This window comes from Methylobacterium durans (assembly GCF_003173715.1).
GTDB classification, from domain to species: domain Bacteria; phylum Pseudomonadota; class Alphaproteobacteria; order Rhizobiales; family Beijerinckiaceae; genus Methylobacterium; species Methylobacterium durans.
On the sequence record NZ_CP029550.1, the window covers coordinates 3837740 to 3855395 of the forward strand.

17 protein-coding genes and 1 tRNA gene are annotated in these 17656 nt (G+C 67.4%); 11 read left to right on the forward strand and 7 right to left on the reverse strand.

The window, feature by feature from the left end:
* The first annotated feature begins 3 nt into the window (after positions 1 to 3).
* From thiG to DK389_RS17550, 3 genes are all read left to right on the forward strand, one after another.
* Positions 4 to 810, forward strand: coding sequence for a thiazole synthase (gene thiG / locus DK389_RS17540; RefSeq protein ID WP_109891480.1), 807 nt, complete (start codon positions 4 to 6; stop codon positions 808 to 810).
* Positions 807 to 1436, forward strand: a complete 630-nt coding sequence (locus DK389_RS17545; RefSeq protein WP_109891482.1) for a thiamine phosphate synthase — start codon at positions 807 to 809, stop codon at positions 1434 to 1436. Before thiG ends, DK389_RS17545 begins: the two co-directional genes overlap by 4 nt.
* Before the next feature lie 112 nt (positions 1437 to 1548).
* On the forward strand, positions 1549 to 3324 hold the full coding sequence (locus tag DK389_RS17550; RefSeq protein ID WP_162560707.1) for a peptidase domain-containing ABC transporter: 1776 nt from the start codon (positions 1549 to 1551) through the stop codon (positions 3322 to 3324).
* 4 nt (positions 3325 to 3328) lie between these two features.
* On the opposite strand, the gene DK389_RS17555 is transcribed toward DK389_RS17550, so the two are convergent.
* From DK389_RS17555 to radC, 5 genes are all read right to left on the reverse strand, one after another.
* On the reverse strand, positions 3329 to 4081 hold the full coding sequence (locus tag DK389_RS17555; RefSeq protein ID WP_109891486.1) for a proteasome-type protease: 753 nt from the start codon (positions 4079 to 4081) through the stop codon (positions 3329 to 3331).
* 42 nt (positions 4082 to 4123) lie between these two features.
* Positions 4124 to 4951: a transglutaminase family protein gene (locus DK389_RS17560; RefSeq protein WP_109891488.1), complete on the reverse strand. Its 828-nt coding sequence runs from the start codon at positions 4949 to 4951 to the stop codon at positions 4124 to 4126.
* Positions 4952 to 4980: 29 nt separating this feature from the next.
* Entirely contained in the window at positions 4981 to 5925 is a 945-nt protein-coding gene (locus tag DK389_RS17565) for an alpha-E domain-containing protein (RefSeq protein ID WP_109891490.1), read from the reverse strand.
* Between the two features lie 89 nt (positions 5926 to 6014).
* Complete coding sequence (locus DK389_RS17570) at positions 6015 to 7445, reverse strand: circularly permuted type 2 ATP-grasp protein (RefSeq protein WP_109891492.1); 1431 nt, start codon at positions 7443 to 7445, stop codon at positions 6015 to 6017.
* Positions 7446 to 7711: 266 nt separating this feature from the next.
* Complete coding sequence (gene radC / locus DK389_RS17575; RefSeq protein ID WP_109891494.1) at positions 7712 to 8449, reverse strand: RadC family protein; 738 nt, start codon at positions 8447 to 8449, stop codon at positions 7712 to 7714.
* 98 nt (positions 8450 to 8547) lie between these two features.
* Between radC and DK389_RS17580 the strand changes: the two genes are divergently transcribed.
* Positions 8548 to 9608, forward strand: a protein-coding gene (locus DK389_RS17580) for an IS630 family transposase (RefSeq protein WP_109891496.1) whose coding sequence is annotated in 2 segments (ribosomal slippage) — positions 8548 to 9034 and positions 9034 to 9608 — 1062 coding nt in all. Because the reading frame shifts where the segments join, the coding sequence is not laid out codon by codon here.
* Between the two features lie 16 nt (positions 9609 to 9624).
* On the opposite strand, the gene map is transcribed toward DK389_RS17580, so the two are convergent.
* Positions 9625 to 10455 carry a type I methionyl aminopeptidase gene (map, locus tag DK389_RS17585; protein ID WP_109891498.1) on the reverse strand — a complete coding sequence of 277 codons (831 nt, stop codon included), beginning with the start codon at positions 10453 to 10455 and terminating at the stop codon, positions 9625 to 9627.
* Positions 10456 to 10679: 224 nt separating this feature from the next.
* Between map and DK389_RS17590 the strand changes: the two genes are divergently transcribed.
* The 7 genes from DK389_RS17590 to DK389_RS17620 all read left to right on the forward strand — a co-directional run bounded on the left by DK389_RS17590 (position 10680) and on the right by DK389_RS17620 (position 16992).
* A complete protein-coding gene (locus DK389_RS17590; protein ID WP_109896510.1) occupies positions 10680 to 10937 on the forward strand; it encodes a zinc-finger domain-containing protein in 258 nt (85 codons plus the stop codon).
* 18 nt (positions 10938 to 10955) lie between these two features.
* On the forward strand, positions 10956 to 12143 hold the full coding sequence (locus tag DK389_RS17595) for an FAD-dependent oxidoreductase (RefSeq protein WP_109891500.1): 1188 nt from the start codon (positions 10956 to 10958) through the stop codon (positions 12141 to 12143).
* 34 nt (positions 12144 to 12177) lie between these two features.
* Positions 12178 to 12264: transfer RNA gene (locus DK389_RS17600), tRNA-Leu, on the forward strand.
* Positions 12265 to 12349: 85 nt separating this feature from the next.
* Positions 12350 to 13969, forward strand: a complete 1620-nt coding sequence (locus DK389_RS17605; protein ID WP_162560708.1) for a site-specific integrase — start codon at positions 12350 to 12352, stop codon at positions 13967 to 13969.
* Between the two features lie 437 nt (positions 13970 to 14406).
* Positions 14407 to 15102, forward strand: a complete 696-nt coding sequence (locus tag DK389_RS17610; RefSeq protein WP_109896512.1) for a recombinase family protein — start codon at positions 14407 to 14409, stop codon at positions 15100 to 15102.
* A 489-nt stretch (positions 15103 to 15591) separates the two neighbouring features.
* Entirely contained in the window at positions 15592 to 15792 is a 201-nt protein-coding gene (locus DK389_RS17615; protein WP_109891504.1) for a hypothetical protein, read from the forward strand.
* A 58-nt stretch (positions 15793 to 15850) separates the two neighbouring features.
* A protein-coding gene (locus tag DK389_RS17620; RefSeq protein ID WP_109887907.1) for an IS3 family transposase occupies positions 15851 to 16992 on the forward strand; the annotation gives its coding sequence in 2 pieces (ribosomal slippage) (positions 15851 to 16118 and positions 16118 to 16992; 1143 coding nt in all).
* A gap of 330 nt (positions 16993 to 17322) precedes the next feature.
* Here the strand turns inward: DK389_RS17620 and DK389_RS17625 are convergent.
* Positions 17323 to 17523, reverse strand: a complete 201-nt coding sequence (locus DK389_RS17625; RefSeq protein ID WP_109891506.1) for a hypothetical protein — start codon at positions 17521 to 17523, stop codon at positions 17323 to 17325.
* Positions 17524 to 17656 lie beyond the last annotated feature (133 nt).

Sequence of the window (17656 nt, forward strand, 5' to 3'; positions counted from 1 at the left end):
GAGATGACATCGACCGACACCGTGACGCCGATCCGCCCCTCGGAGGACGACCGGCTCGTCATCGCGGGCGTGAGCCTAACCTCCCGCCTCCTCATCGGCACGGCGGGCTACCCGACGCAGGCCATCATGCGCGAGGCGGTTGCGGCCTCGGGCTCCGAGGTGGTCACCGCCTCGATCCGCCGGGTATCGCTCCAGGGTCACGGCTCGGACACGCTGCGGACCCTGAAGGGCTATCGCTTCCTGCCGAACACCGCGGGCTGCGAGACGGCGCGCGACGCGATCATGACGGCGGAACTCGCCCGGGAAGCCCTCGACACGAACTGGATCAAGGTCGAGGTCATCGGGGATCGGGAGACCCTGTATCCCGACGTCGCCGAGCTGATCGAGGCCTGCCGCCATCTCGTCGACGACGGCTTCGTCGTGCTGCCCTATTGCAATGACGATCCGGTCGTCTGTCAGCGCCTGCAGGACATCGGCTGCGCCGCGGTGATGCCGATGGGCTCGCTGATCGGCTCCGGCATGGGTGTGGCGAATCCCGCCAACATCGAGCTGATCTGCCGCCGCGCCAGCGTGCCGGTCATCGTCGATGCCGGCATCGGAACCGCATCGGATGCGGTCGTCGCGATGGAACTTGGAGCTTCCGCCTGCCTCATCAACACGGCGGTGGCCAAGGCGGACGATCCGGTGCGGATGGCCCGCGCCATGCGCCACGCCGTCGAGGCCGGGCGCTTCGCGCATCTCGCCGGCCGCATCCCGCGGCGTGGCCGGGCGGAGCCGTCGAGCCCGCAGCTCGGCCTCGTCGGTTCGTGAGGCGGCCGCCGTCGCCGCTCCTCGCGATCACCGACCATCACGCCTGCCGGTACGGCCTCGGCGTGATGGTCGACGCGCTTCTCGACGGCGGCTGCCGCTGGATCTGGTTCCGCGACACCGACCTCGCTCCGGGCGAGCGCCGCCGCCTCGGCGAGGACCTGCTTGCCCGCGTGCGGACGCGCGGAGGACACCTGACGATCGGTCGGGACGCGGCCCTTGCGGCCGCCCTCGGCGCGGACGGAGTGCACCTGCCGGGCGGCACCGGACCGGCCGAGATCGAGGCCGCACGTCGCATCCTGCCGGAGGACGCCCTCGTCGGCGTCTCCGCCCACGGCCTGACCGATCTCTCTCGCGCGCGCGCCGGTGGCGCCGACTACGCGACCCTGAGCCCAATCTTCGAGAGTCTGAGCAAGCCGGGTTACGGGCCGGCCCTCGGTGGGTCGGGCCTCCTCGAGGCGTGCGGCCTCGGTATCCCCGTCGTCGCGCTCGGCGGCATCACGCCCGCCACCGTGCCCCTGTGCCGACGGGCCGGCGCCGTCGCCGTCGCGGCGATGGGCGGGCTGATGCGCGCGCCGGACCCGGCCGGCGCCGCGCGCGACCTCGTCGCCGCCTGGGAGCGAACCTGAGGCTGACGCTCGCAGGTTGATGACGCCACCGGCTGTCCGGCGACCCCTATGCGTTCGCGCAGCGGGGCCGTCATCGCGTATACGCGGATCCGACCGAGAGGGGGCGGGACCGATGCACAGGGCGCGAACTTCCTTCGGCTGGCGCTGGATCGCGCGTGTCCTGCGGCTGCGCCGCGGCCAGATGATACGATTGCTGATGGTGGTCGCGGCCGGCTACGGCGCCGGCCTCGTCTTCCCCATCGCGACCCAGCGCATCGTCGACGCCATCGTGGCGGGCCGGGCCGATCTGCCGCTCGCCGGGCTCGCGCTCCTCGCCATGGCGGCCATCACCGCCGAGGTCGCCCTGTTCTCCCGGCGTCAGACCCTTGTGATCGGGCTCGGCACCTTTCTCGACCGAAGGATCTCGCGGCGCGTCTTCGCGCATCTGCTGCGCGTCCGGCTCGACGGCGCCCGCTTCCGCTCCGGCGAGATCATCAACCACTTCCAGCACGTCACGAAGATCCGGGACTTCGTCCTGCATCAGGTGCCGAACGCGGTGATCGACGCGGGCGGTGCCGTCGTGGCCCTCGGTCTCGTCCTGCACTACGACGCGGCGGTCGCCATCACTCTCGTCGCGGCGGCGCCCATCATCGTTCTCGTCGCGAGCAACCAGATCAGCGAGATCTGGAAATCGGCGGAGGCCTATTACAAGGCGACGGGGAACCGGAACAGCACGCTGGCCGAGACGGTGAACGGGCTCGTCACGGTGCGGTCGCTCGCGCTCGAAGCGTCGCGGATGCGGCGGTGGGAGCGCGTCACCGCCAAGGCGCTGGCGGAGCTGCGCGCCGTGATGGACCTTCAGCGGCGCTACGGCGTGCACGCGCAGGCCGTCTCCCGCGGCATGACGCTGCTCGTGATCGGCGTCGGTTGCTGGCGCATGTACGGCGGCCACCTCACGGTCGGCGAGTTCCTGGCGATCCAGGTCGTGGCGGCGCGGATCACCGGCCCGGTTCTCGGCAGCGCCGACATCCTGCGCATGACGCAGGAGGTCAACGTGGCGATCGGCCAGGTCGGTGAGCTCCTGCGCCTGCCGACGGAGCGCGCCCGTCTCCACCCGCCCCTGCGCCGGCTCGGGCCGGGCGGAATCCGGATCGAGGGCGTCTCGCTGACCTATCCGGGCTCCGACAAGCCTGCCCTGCGTGACGTCAGCCTCGATCTGCCGGAACGCGGCATCGTCGCCATCGTCGGCCGCAACGGGTCCGGCAAGTCGACGCTTCTGCGGATCCTGCTCGGGCTGCAGCGCGACTACCTGGGACGTATCGAGGTCGGCGGGGCAGACCTGCGCGACTACGATCCGCGCTGGCTGCGCGGCCGGATCGGCGCGGTGGATCAGGACACGGTGCTGTTCTCGGGCAGCGTAGCCGACAATCTCGCGGAACGGCGGAAGGACAGGGCGGCCCTGCGCGACGCGCTGCGCTTCGCGGGCGTCCTCGACACCGTCGAGGGTCTGCCGGAGGAGCTCGCGACGGAACTCGGCGAGAGCGGGCGCAGCCTGTCGGGCGGCCAGCGGCAGCGCCTCTCGATCGCACGAGCGGTGATCCGTGACCCGGCCTTGGCCTTCCTCGACGAGCCGACCGCCTTCCTCGATCCGGAGGCGGCTCTGGCGCTCGAGCGGAACCTCACCGCCTGGGGCCGCGACCGCCTCCTGATCCTGGTGACCCACAACCTCGCCGCGGTGCGACAGGCCGACCAGATCGTCGTCCTCGACGACGGCTGCGTACTCGGAGCGGGCCGGCACGAGGACCTGATCCGCCGCGTGCCCGTCTACGCGTCCCTGTGGGATGACCACACCCGCTCGCTCCGCGAGCATGCCGGTGCGGGATCCGACAGGGCGCCAATCCCCGCCTGACGGATCAGCGCACCGCCGGGCCGTAGGGCGGCCGCGGGATCGCGCGATGGGCGGCGCGGAGCGCGGCGGACCAGCGCTCGCGCAGGTCGTGGAAATAGGGCTCGCCCGCCTCGATCCGGTGGCTGACCTCGAGGTCGAGGGCATTGCGGCGCGCCACCGCCACGTCGATCGGCAGGCCGACGCCGAGATTCGAGCGCATGGTCGAATCCATCGAGACGAGGCTGACCTTCAGGGCATCGTAGAGGTCGGTCGCGAAGGTCATGGCGCGGTCGAGGATCGGCTTGCCGTACTTGTGCTCGCCGATCTGCAGGAACGGCGCGTCGACGCTGCACTCGATGAAGTTGCCCGCCGAGTAGATCAGGAACAGCCGCATCGGCTCCGCTCCGATCTGACCACCGAACAGGAAGGAGACCTCGAAGCGGAGATTCGCGGCCGCGAACCCTTCCCGCTCGATACCTCGCACGTGCCGGATCGCGCGGCCGACGAGCTGGGCGGCCTGGAACATGGTCGGCGCCTCTATGAAGCGCATCGGCGCCTCGCCCTCCGCATCCGCCGGAACGCCCTCGGCCAGCAGGCTGAGCACGGACTGGGTCACGGAGAGGTTGCCGGCCGAGGCCAGCATCATCACGCGCTCGCCCGGCACGTTGAAGTGATGCAGCTTGCGGTAGGTGGAGATGTCGTCGAGCCCGGCGTTTGTGCGGGTATCGGCGATCATCACGAGCCCGTCCTCCACGAGGACCCCGACGCAGTAGGTCATGGCTTGGTACTTTCCTAGGCGCCGCCCGCGACGAGGACCGGATCAGGATTGCGCCGTGGCCTGTGCTTGCTCCACCCGAAGGCGCACGTCCAGCGTCTCCGTGCCGCCGCCCGTCCGGCTGCCGCGGATCGGCGCCGCGCCGAGGTAGTCGAGGCCGGTGGCGACTCGAATGTAGCCCTCCGTGGTACCGATGGCGTTCGACGGGTCGAACCCGACCCAGCCGAGATCCGGCACAAGGGCCTCCGCCCAGGCGTGACCCGCCTTCTGCTCGATCTCGCCGTCCTCGCGTCGGAAATAGCCCGAGACGTAGCGCGTCGGGATCTCCAGGTGCCGCGCTCCGGCGATGAACACGTGCGCGAGATCCTGACAGACGCCCTTGCCGTTCGCGAAGGATTTCGCGGCTGTGGAGCTGGAGCTCGCGGGCCCCGGCTCGAACGCCATCGCGTCGCAGATGGCGGCGAGCAGCCGGTGCAGGCAGGGCAGCACGGCTGGATCGCCCGCCGCCGCGGCGCGCCGGGCGAGATCCTGGATCTCGTCGCTCGGCGCCGTCAGGTCGGTCTCGCGCAGGTAGAACGGATCGGGCAGGCGCTCCACGGCGCCGCGCACGATGCCGTGCGTCTCGTTGGTGTCGACCTCACCCGTCACGCGGATGATGAGGGCGTCGGCCGGCTCGTCCGGCGAGAACCAGTGGACGATGTTGCCGAAGCCATCCTCGCGCTCGGTCAGGTGCCCGTCGACCGAAGGCTCGATCCGCCAGCGCCGGACGTACTGACCGTCATGGTCGCGCGGGGTCAGGCGCATGACCTGGATCAGGCCGCGGGCCGGCTGCTCGTAGCTGTAGATGGTCTCGTGGACGACGCGGATGCGCATGCGGAAGGTTCTACCCGTGTTGCCCGGTGTCAGACCAGATACTGCTCGGTGATGGCTGCGCCGACCCGATTGTTCTCGCCGATGAAGGCGGTGACGAATTCGTGGAGGCCCGAGGCGAAGATGCGGTCGATGTCCTCGCTCTCCAGATGCGCCAGCACATTGCTGGCGAGCCGCTGGCTGGCGCCGCGGCGGCCGTAGGCGTCGGCGATGAGATCGAGATGCTCCACCACCATGCCGTAGCAATTGGCAAACGAGCGCGGCATCTGCCGGTTGAGGATGAGGAGGTCGGCCACCAGCAGCGGCTTGATGCTCTCACGGTAGACCCAGTGATAGGCGTTGAAGGCCGAGACCTCGCGCAGGATCGTGGTCCACTGGAAGTAGTCGAGGCTGCCGCCGACCTTTTCGTGGGCGGGCAGCAGGATCTGGTACTTCACGTCGAGGATGCGGGCGGTGTTGTCGGCCCGTTCCAGGCCGGTGCCGAGGCGCGTGAACCAGTAGGCGTCGTTGCGCAGCATCGTCCGGTAGGCCGAGCCGTCGAAGGTCAGAGAGATGCCCTTCACCCATTCGAGGAAGCGCGAGAAATCCTCGCGGTTGAGGTCGCGCCCCTCGTAATTGCGCAGTTCCAGCCACGCTCCGTTGATCGTGTCCCACATCTCGGTGGTGAGCGCGGTGCGCACGCTGCGGGCGTTCTCGCGCGCGGTCTCGATGCAGGAGCGGATCGAGGACGGGTTGTGCGGGCTGAAGGCGAGGAAGTTGCTCACCGTGTCGGCGTTGATCCCGTCGTAGAGCGGCTTGAACACCGCCGTGTCGCCGGCCGAGGCCAGCGCCGAGGCCCATTCGTTGGTCTCGCCGCCGCCGTAGCTCGTCGGCAGGGAGGCGAGGCGGTGGGCTGCGTCGAGGATGCGGGCCACGAACTCCGCGCGCTCGACGTAACGCGAGAGCCAGTAGAGGTTGTCGGCGGTGCGGGACAGCATGGGCGTTTCGCTAGCGATGGGACTGAGGGGAGCCGCGGATCATCTGCCGCATTTCGAGGCAGCAATGCCTGCCTCGGAAAGCGGCAGGCTCATCCGTCGAGGACCCAGGTGTCCTTCGTCCCGCCGCCCTGGCTGGAATTCACCACGAGCGAGCCCTCTTTCAGCGCGACGCGGGTGAGGCCACCGGGAACGATGCGGATCTCGTCGGCGCCGCAGAGCACGAAGGGCCGAAGGTCGACGTGACGGGGCGCGACGCCCGAAGCGACGAAGGTCGGGCAGGTCGAGAGCGAGAGGGTCGGCTGCGCGATGAAGCCGTCCGGCGCGTGCCGCAGGCGCCGGCCGAACTCCTCGATCTCGCGCTTGGTGGCGTGGGGGCCGACCAGCATGCCGTAGCCGCCGGAGCCGTTCACCTCCTTCACGACGAGTTCGGAGAGGTGGTCCATCACGTAGGCGAAGGCGTCCTTCTCGCGGCAGCGGTAGGTCGGCACGTTGTGGAGGATCGGCTCCTCGCCGGTGAAGAATTTCACGATCTCCGGCATGTAGCTGTAGACCGCCTTGTCGTCGGAGATACCGGTGCCGACCGCGTTGGCGAGGGTCACGGTCCCGCGCTCATAGGCGTTCATCAGGCCGGGGACGCCGAGGACCGAGTCGGGCCGGAACACGAGCGGGTCGAGGAAGTCGTCGTCGAGGCGGCGGTAGACCACGTCGACGCGGCGCGGCCCCTCGGTCGTGCGCATGTAGACGGTGTCGTCCTTGGTGAAGAGGTCGGAGGCCTCGACGAGCTCGACGCCGAGCTTATCCGCCAGGAACGAGTGCTCGTAGAAAGCCGAGTTGTAGCGCCCTGGTGTCAGCAGAACGACGGTCGGGTCGCGCGTGGCGGTCGTCGGGGCGAGGCTGCGCAGCGTCGCGAGGAGGGCGTCCGGATAGTTCTCGACGGGCGCCACCCGGTGCCGGGAGAAGAGGTCTGGGAATAGCCGCAGCATGACCTCGCGGTTTTCCAGCATGTAGGAGACACCGGACGGCGTGCGGGCGTTGTCCTCCAGCACGAAGAAGTCGTTCTCGCCCGTGCGCACGATGTCGATGCCGGCGATGTGGACATAGAGGTCGTGCGGGACTTTGAAGGCGCGCATCTCCATCCGGTAATGCGCATTCCGGTAGACGAGGTCGGCCGGGATGATGCCGGCTTTCAAGCATTCCTGGGCGCCGTAGATGTCGTTGAGGAAGGCGTTGATCGCGGTGACGCGCTGCTTCAGTCCTCGCTCGAGGAAGCTCCATTCGGGCTTCGTGAGCACCCGGGGGATGATGTCGAAGGGGATCAGCCGCTCGGTCGACTCGTTGTCGCCGTAGACCGCGAAGGTGATACCGATCCGCCGGAACAGGAGTTCGGCCTGGCTGCGGCGGGTGTGGAAATGCTCGGGCGGGGTGGCTTCGAGCCAGGATTTGAGCTCGCCGTAGGCTTCACGGATCGCAGCCGGGCCGCTCTCCAGACCGCTCATCTCATCGAACGCGACGCCTGTCATTGTCTGCCTCCCTGGCCTGCCACGCTAGAGGCAAGAGGCGCGCCACGCAAAGGGAAAGACACTAACGAAAGTGGTGCATGGGAGAGAATCGCCGCTTTGTTATCGACGTCTCGTCGGCTCGAAGGAAAAGTTCAGAACTTCAGGACACGCGCATGCTGACTGAGCCGGGAACGACAGGGTTGTACTATCTCTGAACTGCCAAGCTGTGGCGCGCAGATTCCTGCGAAACCGCTTCTCGCACCTGCGGGAAGTCGATCCTGACGAGATCAGATCAACTTCAGCCCCTTCAGGCTGGCGTGACCGTCCCGCCCGACGATGATGTGATCGTGGACCACGATCTTGAGCGGATCAAGCGCACCGATGATCTCGCGCGTCATCTTCACATCCGTCGCCGAGGGGGTCGGATCGCCGGACGGGTGGTTGTGGGCAAGGATGATCGCGGTTGCCGCGAGTTCGAGGGCGCGGCGCGCCACCTCGCGCGGATAGACTGGGGTGTGGTCGACCGTGCCGCGGCCCTGCACCTCGTCGGCGATGAGATGGTTGCGCTTATCGAGGAACAGGATCCGGAACTGCTCGCGCGACGAGAAGGCCATTGTGGTGCGGCAATAGTCCAGGACAGCGGTCCAAGAGGAAAGGAGGGGCCGGTCGCTCAGCGCGCCGCGGGCGAGGCGATGTCCTGCCGCCTCGATGAGCTTCAGGTCGGCGACGATGCCGGGCCCGATCCCCTCGATCTCCGCGAGCCGGGAGGGCTCGGCGCTCACGACCTCCGCGAAACTGCCGAAGCGGCGAATCAGCGCCTTGGCGAGGGGCTTCACGTCACGGCGCGGGATCGCCCGGAAGAGCACGAGTTCGAGAAGCTCGTAGTCGGGCAACGCGTCGGCGCCCGATTGCGCGAAGCGGGCGCGCAGGCGCTCGCGGTGCCCCAGATAATGCGGGCCGTCCTCCCCCGCGGGAGCCGGGCCGCCCGCCTCGACCGGGAGATCGGACGACGGGCGGTGGCGCATGGCCTTCGTGTCTCATACCGGTCGACGGTGATAGCGACTCACGAGGTTTCGTATCGGCGGCGGATCTGGTTCGATGAGGCAAACCGGGAGGGTTTGCCATGTCCGCTGCGGTTGCTCTGCGTGAGGATTTCAACGCCGACGATCTTCGACGTCTGGCCAAGGCCAGCCGAGACGCGGGCCAGAGCCGCCGGCTGCTGGCGCTGGCCGAGATCTACGAGGGCAGCAGCCGCACGGATGCGGCTCGGATCGGGGTGGTAGGGTTGCAGACGGTGCGCGATTGGGTGCTCGCCTTCAACGCAGCTGGCCCGGCCGGGCTGATCAACCGCAAGGCCCCGGGCAACCCAGCCAAGTTGAGCGATGCGCAGCGTCAAGCGCTGGCGCAGATCGTCGAGAGCGGGCCGGACCCGGATCGACACGGCGTGGTGCGCTGGCGGCTGAAGGATCTCGCCGCCTGGATCTACGCCAGCTTCGGCGTGAGCCTGGACGAGAGCACGGTGGGCCGCACGGTGAAACAACTCGGCTTCCGCAAGCTGTCGGCACGCCCGCGCCATCATGAGCAGGACCCGGCCGCACTGGCAGCCTTCAAAAAAACTTGCCAGCCGAGGTGAGGGCGATCCGAGCCCGGCTGCCGGCTGGCGCGGCCATCGAGGTGTGGTGGTCAGACGAGGCTCGGGTCGGCCAGAAGAACACGCTGCCCCGCCGCTGGGCGCGCCGCGGCAGCCGGCCCTCGGCGCCCAAGGACCAACGCACGGCCCACGCCTACATCTTCGGAGCGATCTGTCCCGAGAAGGGCAAGGGTGCCGGCCTCATCATGCCGAGATGCGATACCGCGGCGATGAACGAGCACCTCAGGGAGATCAGCTGCAGCGTCGAGGAAGGCGCCCACGCCGTGCTGATCCTCGATGGGGCGGGCTGGCACGTCGCCCACGACCTCGTCGTGCCCGCCAACATCACCCTGCTGCCGCTGCCAGCCTGCGCCCCGGAACTCAACCCGGTCGAGAATGTCTGGCAGTTCCTGCGCGACAACTGGCTCGGCGACCGCGTCTTCTCGTCCTACGAGGACATTGTCGAGCAGTGCTGTCAGGTCTGGAACCGGTTCATCGACCAGCCTTGGAAGATCATGTCCATCGGCCTGCGTGACTGGGCCTATCAGTTATGATCACCACCGATTGGTATCAGAGGGCGGATGAGGAGGGTTGATGCAGGCCCGTCGGCGAGACCGTGAAGATCTCGACGCCGGTCTCAGTGACCGCGACCGTGTGCTCGAACTGCGCGGAGAGCGAGCGATCGCGCGTCACGGCCGTCCATCCGTCGGACAGGACTTTCACGGCGGGGCGCCCGAGGTTGATCATCGGCTCGACCGTGAAGAACTGGCCCGGCTTCAGGGGCACGTCGTAGCTCGGCTCGACGTAGTGCAGGATCGTCGGCGCATCGTGGTAGGTGCGGCCGAGGCCATGCCCGCAGAAGTCGCGCACCACGGAGCAGCGCTCGGATTCCGCGTAGGCCTGGATCGCACGCCCGATATCGTTCGTCGATCCACCGGGCTTGATCGCGGCGATGCCGCGCATCAGCGCCTCGTAAGTGATCTCGCACAGGCGCTGCGCCTTGCGCGGCACCTCGCCGACATAGGCCATGCGGCTCGAATCCCCGTGCCAGCCGTCGAGGATCAGGCAGATGTCGAGATTGACGATGTCACCCTCGCGCATCGGCTTGTCGTTCGGGATGCCGTGGCAGACCACGTGGTTGATCGAGGTGCAGATCGACTTCGGATAGCCGCGGTAGAACAGCGAGGCCGGGTAGGCGCCATGGTCCATCGCGAACTCGTAGGCGAGGCGATCGAGATGCTCCGTGGTCACGCCGGGCTGGGTCGCCTCCATCAGGAGGTCGAGGGCCTCGGCCGTGAGGCGGCCGGCGCGGCGCATCCCCTCGAAATCGTCCGGACCGTGGATCGGCGGTTCCGGGGCGCGCCGGGCACCCTGCGCGGCGACTTGGTCTTGCTGGTTCATCGGGAGATGTCTTGCGGGATGCGGCTGTGGCGGACACCCTATGTACGGTCTGCGCGCGGAGACGCCAACCCGAGCGCGCGCAACGGTGCCGTACCCCTAGGATTGCGGGCCGGGAGAGGCTAGAGGCATGGCCGTGTCCGGAGCGCGCGGCGCTGACGGGCGAGATTCGCTTGATCGCGGGTCCGGCCACCCGGCCGGTGCCTGGCGCAGGGCAGGACGGCGCGATGGCTGAAAAGGCGGTACCGCACTTCCACAACGATCTCGGCGTGAGCGCCATCGAGGTCGGCTCGCGGGAGTTTATGTGCATCGGGGCGCTGCCCCCTTTCGATCACCCGCACGTCTTCCTCGACATGGGCGCCGACCACGAGATCATCTGCCAGTACTGCTCGACGCTCTATCGCTACCGGCCGAGCCTGAAGGCCGGCCAGGCCGATCCGGCGTCCTGCGTCTGGGACGACCGCGCCAAGGTCGCGGCCGAGTAGGCGGGCCCCGCGCCCCCGGTGGGTCTCGCTGTCGCCATTGTCGGTGCCGGGATCGGCGGCCTCACGGCGGCGCTCGCCCTCAGCGAGGCGGGCCACGCCGTCACCCTGATCGAGCGCCGCACCGGCTTCAGCGAGGTCGGCGCCGGCCTCCAGCTCTCGCCGAATGCGAGCCGCATCCTGATCGGCCTCGGCCTCGGCGCGCCGCTCCGCCGGGCCGCCTGCGAGCCGCCCGGCGTGACGGTGCGGGGATTGAGGTCAGGGCGGACCATTGGTTCGGTCCGCCTCGGCGCCAAGGTGCGGGAGCGCTACGGCGCGCCCTACTACGTGATTCACCGGGCGGACCTGCAGACGCTGCTCCTCGATGCCGTGCGCTCTCGGGCGGGCATCCGCCTCCTCGTGGGACGCGAGGTAATCGGCCTCTCCGAGACGGAAGAGGCCGTCGACCTCACGCTGGAGAGCGCGGCGGGCGGGCGGAGCGAGACGGTTCGCGCCGATCTCGTCGTCGGCGCGGACGGCCTCCGCTCGCGGATCCGCGGTCATCTCGACGGCCGGCCGCTCGCCTCCGGCGGCATGGCGGCCTGGCGCGCCGTGGTGCCGCGCGAGGCGGCGCCCGGCGCGCTGCAGGGGGCGGAGACCGGGCTCTGGCTTGGGCACGGTCGCCACGTCGTCCATTACCCGATCCTCGGCGGAGAGCGGCTGAACGTCGTCGCCATCGTGCCGGAGCGCCAGGGCGACGAGGATTGGGGCCGCCTCGGCGAGCCGGCGGTGCTGCGCGCCCAATTTCGCGATGCGGCGGCGCCGATCGCGGAGCTTCTCGGCCTGCCGGATTCCTGGCTCGTTTGGTCCCTCGTCGAGCGGCCCGTGGCCCGGCCGATGGCGCGGGGACGCGTCGCGCTCCTCGGGGATGCGGCCCACCCGGTGCTGCCCTTCCTCGCGCAGGGCGCGGCGCTCGCCATCGAGGACGCCGCCGTGCTGACGGCCTGCCTCGGGGCCGTTTCGGTACCCGAGGCGTTGGCTGCCTACGAGGCGGCGCGGGCCGAACGGGCGCGTCGGGTCCAGCGTGCGGCCCGCGGCAACGGGCGCAGCTACCACGCGGGCGCCCTCGTCGGCACGGCGCGCGACCTCGTCATGCGCCGCCTCGGCCCGGACGGGATGCGCGACCGCTACGCCTGGCTCTACGGCTGGCGGCCGGACGCCGCCGCTTGATCTGTCGCGCGCGTGCCGCTACCGCAGGCGCCGCGCGGACGTGGCGGAATCGGTAGACGCACGAGACTTAAAATCTTGCGGCCGCAAGGCCGTGCGGGTTCGAGTCCCGCCGTCCGCACCAACCTCATTGAAAATGTGAGTACCGCCAGTAAGATGCTGGTGTTCTGATGCTTTTCGGCGCCCCACCACTACAAAGGGCGCTACAAATGGCCGTTCCGATGACCTCCCTGAGCCGTGCCCCGAATGGGGATTGGTTCGCCCGCAAGGGCATCCCGAAGGATGTGCGTGAAGCCTACAAGAAGGCGTTCGGTGTCGCTCAGGAGGAGCGGTTTAGGCGTCCTGCGAGCTTGTCCACAGGCGCTGCGAAGGTCGAGCTACGAGACTGGGATGCGACCGTCACGGGGCGCATTGAGGCTCTACGAGCGGCCGCAAGAGGTGAGGGCAGAGGGCTCACTCACCGCGAAGCGCACGGGCTGGCCGGTCAGTGGTACGCATGGTTCGTGGCCAAGCACGAACAGGAGCCGGGACAACCGGCGCAGTGGGATCAACTATACGAACAACTCGATGACGCACGCACTCGTTGGCGCGGCAGTCACGATGATGATCCTTTCGAGGAGGCGGTGGAGCACCCGGCCGTTCGACGCCACATTCGACAGACGGTCATGGAGCTTGGGAAGGTTGCCAGCTTCCTGGGTGAGAAGGGGATCGTGCTCACGCAGGACGCAAACGAAACCCTTCTCGACATCATTGAGAGCGAGTTAGAGGCTGCTGCCGCCTCGCTGAGGAGACGTGCAGAAGGCGACTACGCTCCCGACCCCCGTGTCACCCGGCACCCGGAGTTCCGGCAGGCTTCTCAGGTGAAGCAGTGCGGGCTGACGTGTTGGTCCCTCTTCGAGGCGTGGGTGAAGGAGCGGAAGCCAGGCACTGCCACTGTCAACCGCTGGCGAGTGGTGCTTCGTGCTCTGGACGCCTTCTTTGAGAACCGAGACATCGCGGGGATCACGGCTGACGATGCCCTTGCCTGGAAGAACACCCTCGTCACCCCAGAGCGGTCTGCCGGTGTCGTCAACGATGTGTGGCTCCGTGCCGCTCGCGTGAACTTCGGGTGGGCAGTCGCCAACAAGAAGATCGCGCTGAACCCCTTTGAGAAGGTCTCCGTGGCGGTCGGCAAGGCTGCTCCGAAGGTCCGTGAGCGGGAGTTCGAGGATGACGAGTGGGCGACGATCCTGCGGGCGACTACAGCCCCTCAGCCTGCCCGCATGGCCACGCACAACGTGGCAGCACGGCGGTGGGTGCCGTGGCTCTGCGCCTACACGGGTTCACGGCCTGGAGAGGTGACCCAGCTTCGGGCGGAAGACATCCAGCTGCACAAGGCAGGGTTCTGGGTGATGAAGATCAACCCGGAGGCCGGCACGGTGAAGGGTGGGCAAGCGCGTACTGTGCCCGTTCACTCGCACGTCATCGAGCAAGGCTTCTTGGACTTCGTGAAGAAGGTCGGGAAGGGGCCGCTCTTCTACGATCCCGAGGGCAGTCGAGTTGAGCGGGATGACCCTACCAATCCTGTCCAAGCACCGTGGGTGAAGCAGCGGAACAAGCTCGCTGAGTGGGTGAGGAAGCTCGGGGTCGATGATCCGAACATCAGCGCGAACCACGCATGGCGCCACACGTTCAAGCGCCGTGCAGCGCGTGCGAAGATCGAGAAACGCATCCGCTTCGCCTTCTGCGGGCACAGTTCGTCAGATGTGGGTGATGAGTACGAGACACCCACAGTGGAAGACATGGCCGAGGAGTTGAAGCGGTTCCCTCGGTTCGCGCTGGAAGCCTGAGCTTCGAAGCCGCCAACCACGGTAAGTGGACCGCCTGAGCCAAACGGTGGCGGCTTCAGGGCAACGGATCACCGGCTCAACGGAGCGCGGCGAGAGCGAAATGCGTATCGCGAAAATTCGAGCCGGCATCGACCAATCCGGCCGGGTGCCATTTCCCCCGCGCCACCCCTTCGGACAGCGCCGAGTACCCCACCCCGTATCGCGCCCGAACCCACGCGAGCAGAACGCGCGAGCGCCGGAACGCCCAGCATCAACTCGGGCCACGCTCGGAAGCAGAGCCTCCCTCTCCCTCCGTTTGGCGGTCGTCGTTGCGCGCTTCCTACCCTCATACCCTGAGCTTTGCCGCATCAGCGGACGAGGCTCTGCATCGGCTTGACGGTAGGGAGCCCTCTTCGTAACATTCTGGTCAACGCTCGTTGACTGAGGTGTGGTTGCTCATGGCACAAGGTGCGTTCGTCGCCTACTATCGTGTGAGCACAGCCCGACAGGGCTCCTCAGGGTTGGGACTGGAGGCTCAGAAGGAGACCGTGCGGCGCTACCTCAACGGAGGCGACTGGACCATCAAGGCCGAGTTCATCGAGGTTGAGAGTGGGAGACGCGATGATCGCCCGGAGTTGGACCGCGCCCTCACGTTCTCCCGGCTGCACCGCCTGCCGCTCATCGTAGCGAACGTCTCACGTCTCACCCGCTCATCGGCCTTCCTTCACCGCATCTTGGACAGCGGTGCGGAGGTACGCTTCTGTGACCTCCCGGAGATCGAAGGGCCGGTAGGCCGCTTCCTCCTTCAGCAGATGGCGTCCGTAGCGGAGTTGGAGGCTGGGTTCATCTCAGGCCGCACCAAGGCTGCGCTCCAAGCCGCCAAGGCCCGTGGGAAGAAGCTGGGCGGCAACCGGGGCGTAGTGATGACGGACGCCATCAGGGAGGCCGGCAGGGCCACCAGAACGGCCAAGGCGAACGAACGTGCGGGCGACCTCGCGCCTACTCTCGCGGAGCTTCACGCGGCTGGTGTCACCTCCTACGGTGCCCTTGCACGAGCCCTGAACGAGCGCGGCATCCCGACTGCTCGCGGAGGCGAATGGTCCCCGATGCAGGTCTCAAGGGTGATGGCCAAGCTCGCTGAGAAGGCCGTGTAGGACCTCCACACCGTCCCCCTTCGTGCCGCTATGGTGCGCCGTTTAGAGGAACTGGAGGCGCTATTACCCGACACACTTGAAGACAAGGGTGTTCGCTCGCGTGTAGGCGGTCGGATGTGGCACCGAGTTGCCAATTCGCAAGCAGCTTCAGCCCTGCGGACGAGATTACCCGACACACTAAGAAAAAGAGACTGCTCGCCATAAGACAGCGACCAAGGCGGCTCTCTCATTCCTCGGACCACTAAGGAAATAGCCGCACGCACGCTCCAAGCGGGGCGTATCTGTTTCTTTGCGGGTAGCTCCAACTCCGCCTTTGGGCGCCGTTCGCGCGCTTTCTCAATCACTCAATCACACCCCTGAGACATTCCATGACAGCACCGCTGCGTGCGCCACGAGGTGCGCGATGACGACCCATGTCCACTCGACCTCTTCTACCTCCGGTGGAACAAGGTTCATTACCGAAGCCCACAACATTCAGAGGACGTCTCGATGATCTACACCGAGCACGTCTTGGACCGGAGAACAGGGGAACTTACCGAACTCAGCACGGGGGATTGGATCACAATCACGGAACTGGGAGAGTTGAAGGGCGTGACAGCACGGCGGGTCAGGACGATCTTGAGGGAGATGGACTTCCTCTACGTGTCGGGTGGTCGCGCCCACAATCGTCACCGCCTCACACTGACCTGACCGGCTGGCTTTGGACCGGGCTGATTGCGAGGATCAGCCAGGATCGGAGGAGCTGGAAATGAGGAGAGGACAGAGGCCGAGTGCCGAGCAGGTGGTGCTGACGTTGCGCCAGATCGAGGTGCAGACAGCCCAGGGCAAGAGCATCGCCATTGCCTGCAAAGAGGCGGGCATCTGCGAGCAGAGCTACTATCGCTGGCGCAAGGAGTACGGCGGCCTGCAGGTCGATCAGGCGCGTCGGATGAAGGATCTGGAGCGTGAGAACGCCCGCCTGCGGCGCCTTGTGGCGGACCTGTCCCTGGAGAAGCAGGTGCTCAAGGACGTCGCGGCGGGAAACTTGTAGCCCCCGAGCGACGCCGGCAGGCGGTCTCTGGCATCCGGGAGAAGTACGGCCTCTCGGAACGTCACGCCTGCCGGATCGTCGGCCAGCACCGCGGCACGCAGCGCTACGTGCCCACCGTGCTAGCCGACGAGGATGCGCTGACCCGCGCCATCATCAGCCTGGCGTCCGAGTACGGGCGCTACGGCTACCGCCGTGTCACGGCTCTGCTGCAGGCAGGTGGTTGGCAGGTGGGCAAGGATCGGGTTCAGCGCATCTGGCGTCGTGAGGGGCTGAAGGTCCCGCACAAGCACCGGCCACGCAGCCGGCTGTGGCTGAACGACGGCTCCTGCGTGCGGCTGCGGCCGCAGCATCGCAACCACGTCTGGAGCTTCGACTTCGTGCAGGCGCAGACCCACGATGGCCGCAGCTTGCGCATCCTGACGCTGATCGACGAGCACAGCCGAGCCTGCTTGGCGCTGAAGGTGGCGCGGCGCATCAACAGCCTGGGCGTGATCGAGGCGCTGGCGGAGGCGATGTGCCTGCACGGCATCCCGGAGAACGTCCGCTGCGACAATGGCCCTGAGATGGTTGCGAAGGCGCTGCGCAAGTGGGTCGCCCAAGCTGGATCACAGATCCAGTACATCGCGCCGGGCTCACCGTGGGAGAACGGCTATTGTGAGAGCTTCAACGGCAAGCTGCGCGACGAGTGCCTGCGCCAGGAGATCTTCTACTCGCTCAAAGAGGCACAAGCTGTGATCGGGCTTTGGCAAGCCACTTACAACCGCGTCCGGCCGCACTCGTCCTTGGGGTATCGACCGCCCGCGCCCGTCAGCTTCCCGGATCTGGCCTTCCGCCTACCCATGGCCGCTACCATGCAGTAGCCTCGCAACTGGCTCGGTCCAAAATGCCGGTCAGGTCAACGTGTCGCAGCAACTCGTGAGCCGCTACGTCAACCTACAGGAACGGCAGCGGAAAAGGTGGGAGTTGGCGAAGGCAAAGCCTCTGCCTGACATCCTCAAGGTCCGCAGCTCGATGCGCCTCTAAGAAGATGCGTGGCCTCCGGTGGAGCGAGGTTCATTACCCAAGCCCACAACACGCCCGAGAGCATCCTCCACCAGCTTTCACTGTGATGTTGACCAGGGGCTGCGCACGTAGCTCATCTACGCCGCCAGTGAGGTTCGATGTGGTCACCCATCTTCACCAATGGGTGATCACCGCCGCTTGCTCATGTTCATCGACATCTTCTCGCAGCAGCAGCCGCCCTTGCCCTTCTTCATGCTGCTGTGGCCCGTCGCCATTCCGGGCTTGCCGCACATCATGCCGCCCTTGCTGCCACCGCAGCAGCTCATGGCCATGGCGGGTGCTGCGGTCAGCAACATCAAGGCGGCTGCGGTCACGATGAGCTTCTTCATGGGTGTCCTCCTCTGGTTGAGTGGGGTCATACCACGTTGGCCAACTGAGACAGAGCGCGGGTGAGCTGACGTGGCACAATGGGCATATCCTGAACGACCGCGTAGACAAGATCGCGAGCGAGGAGGCTTGGGC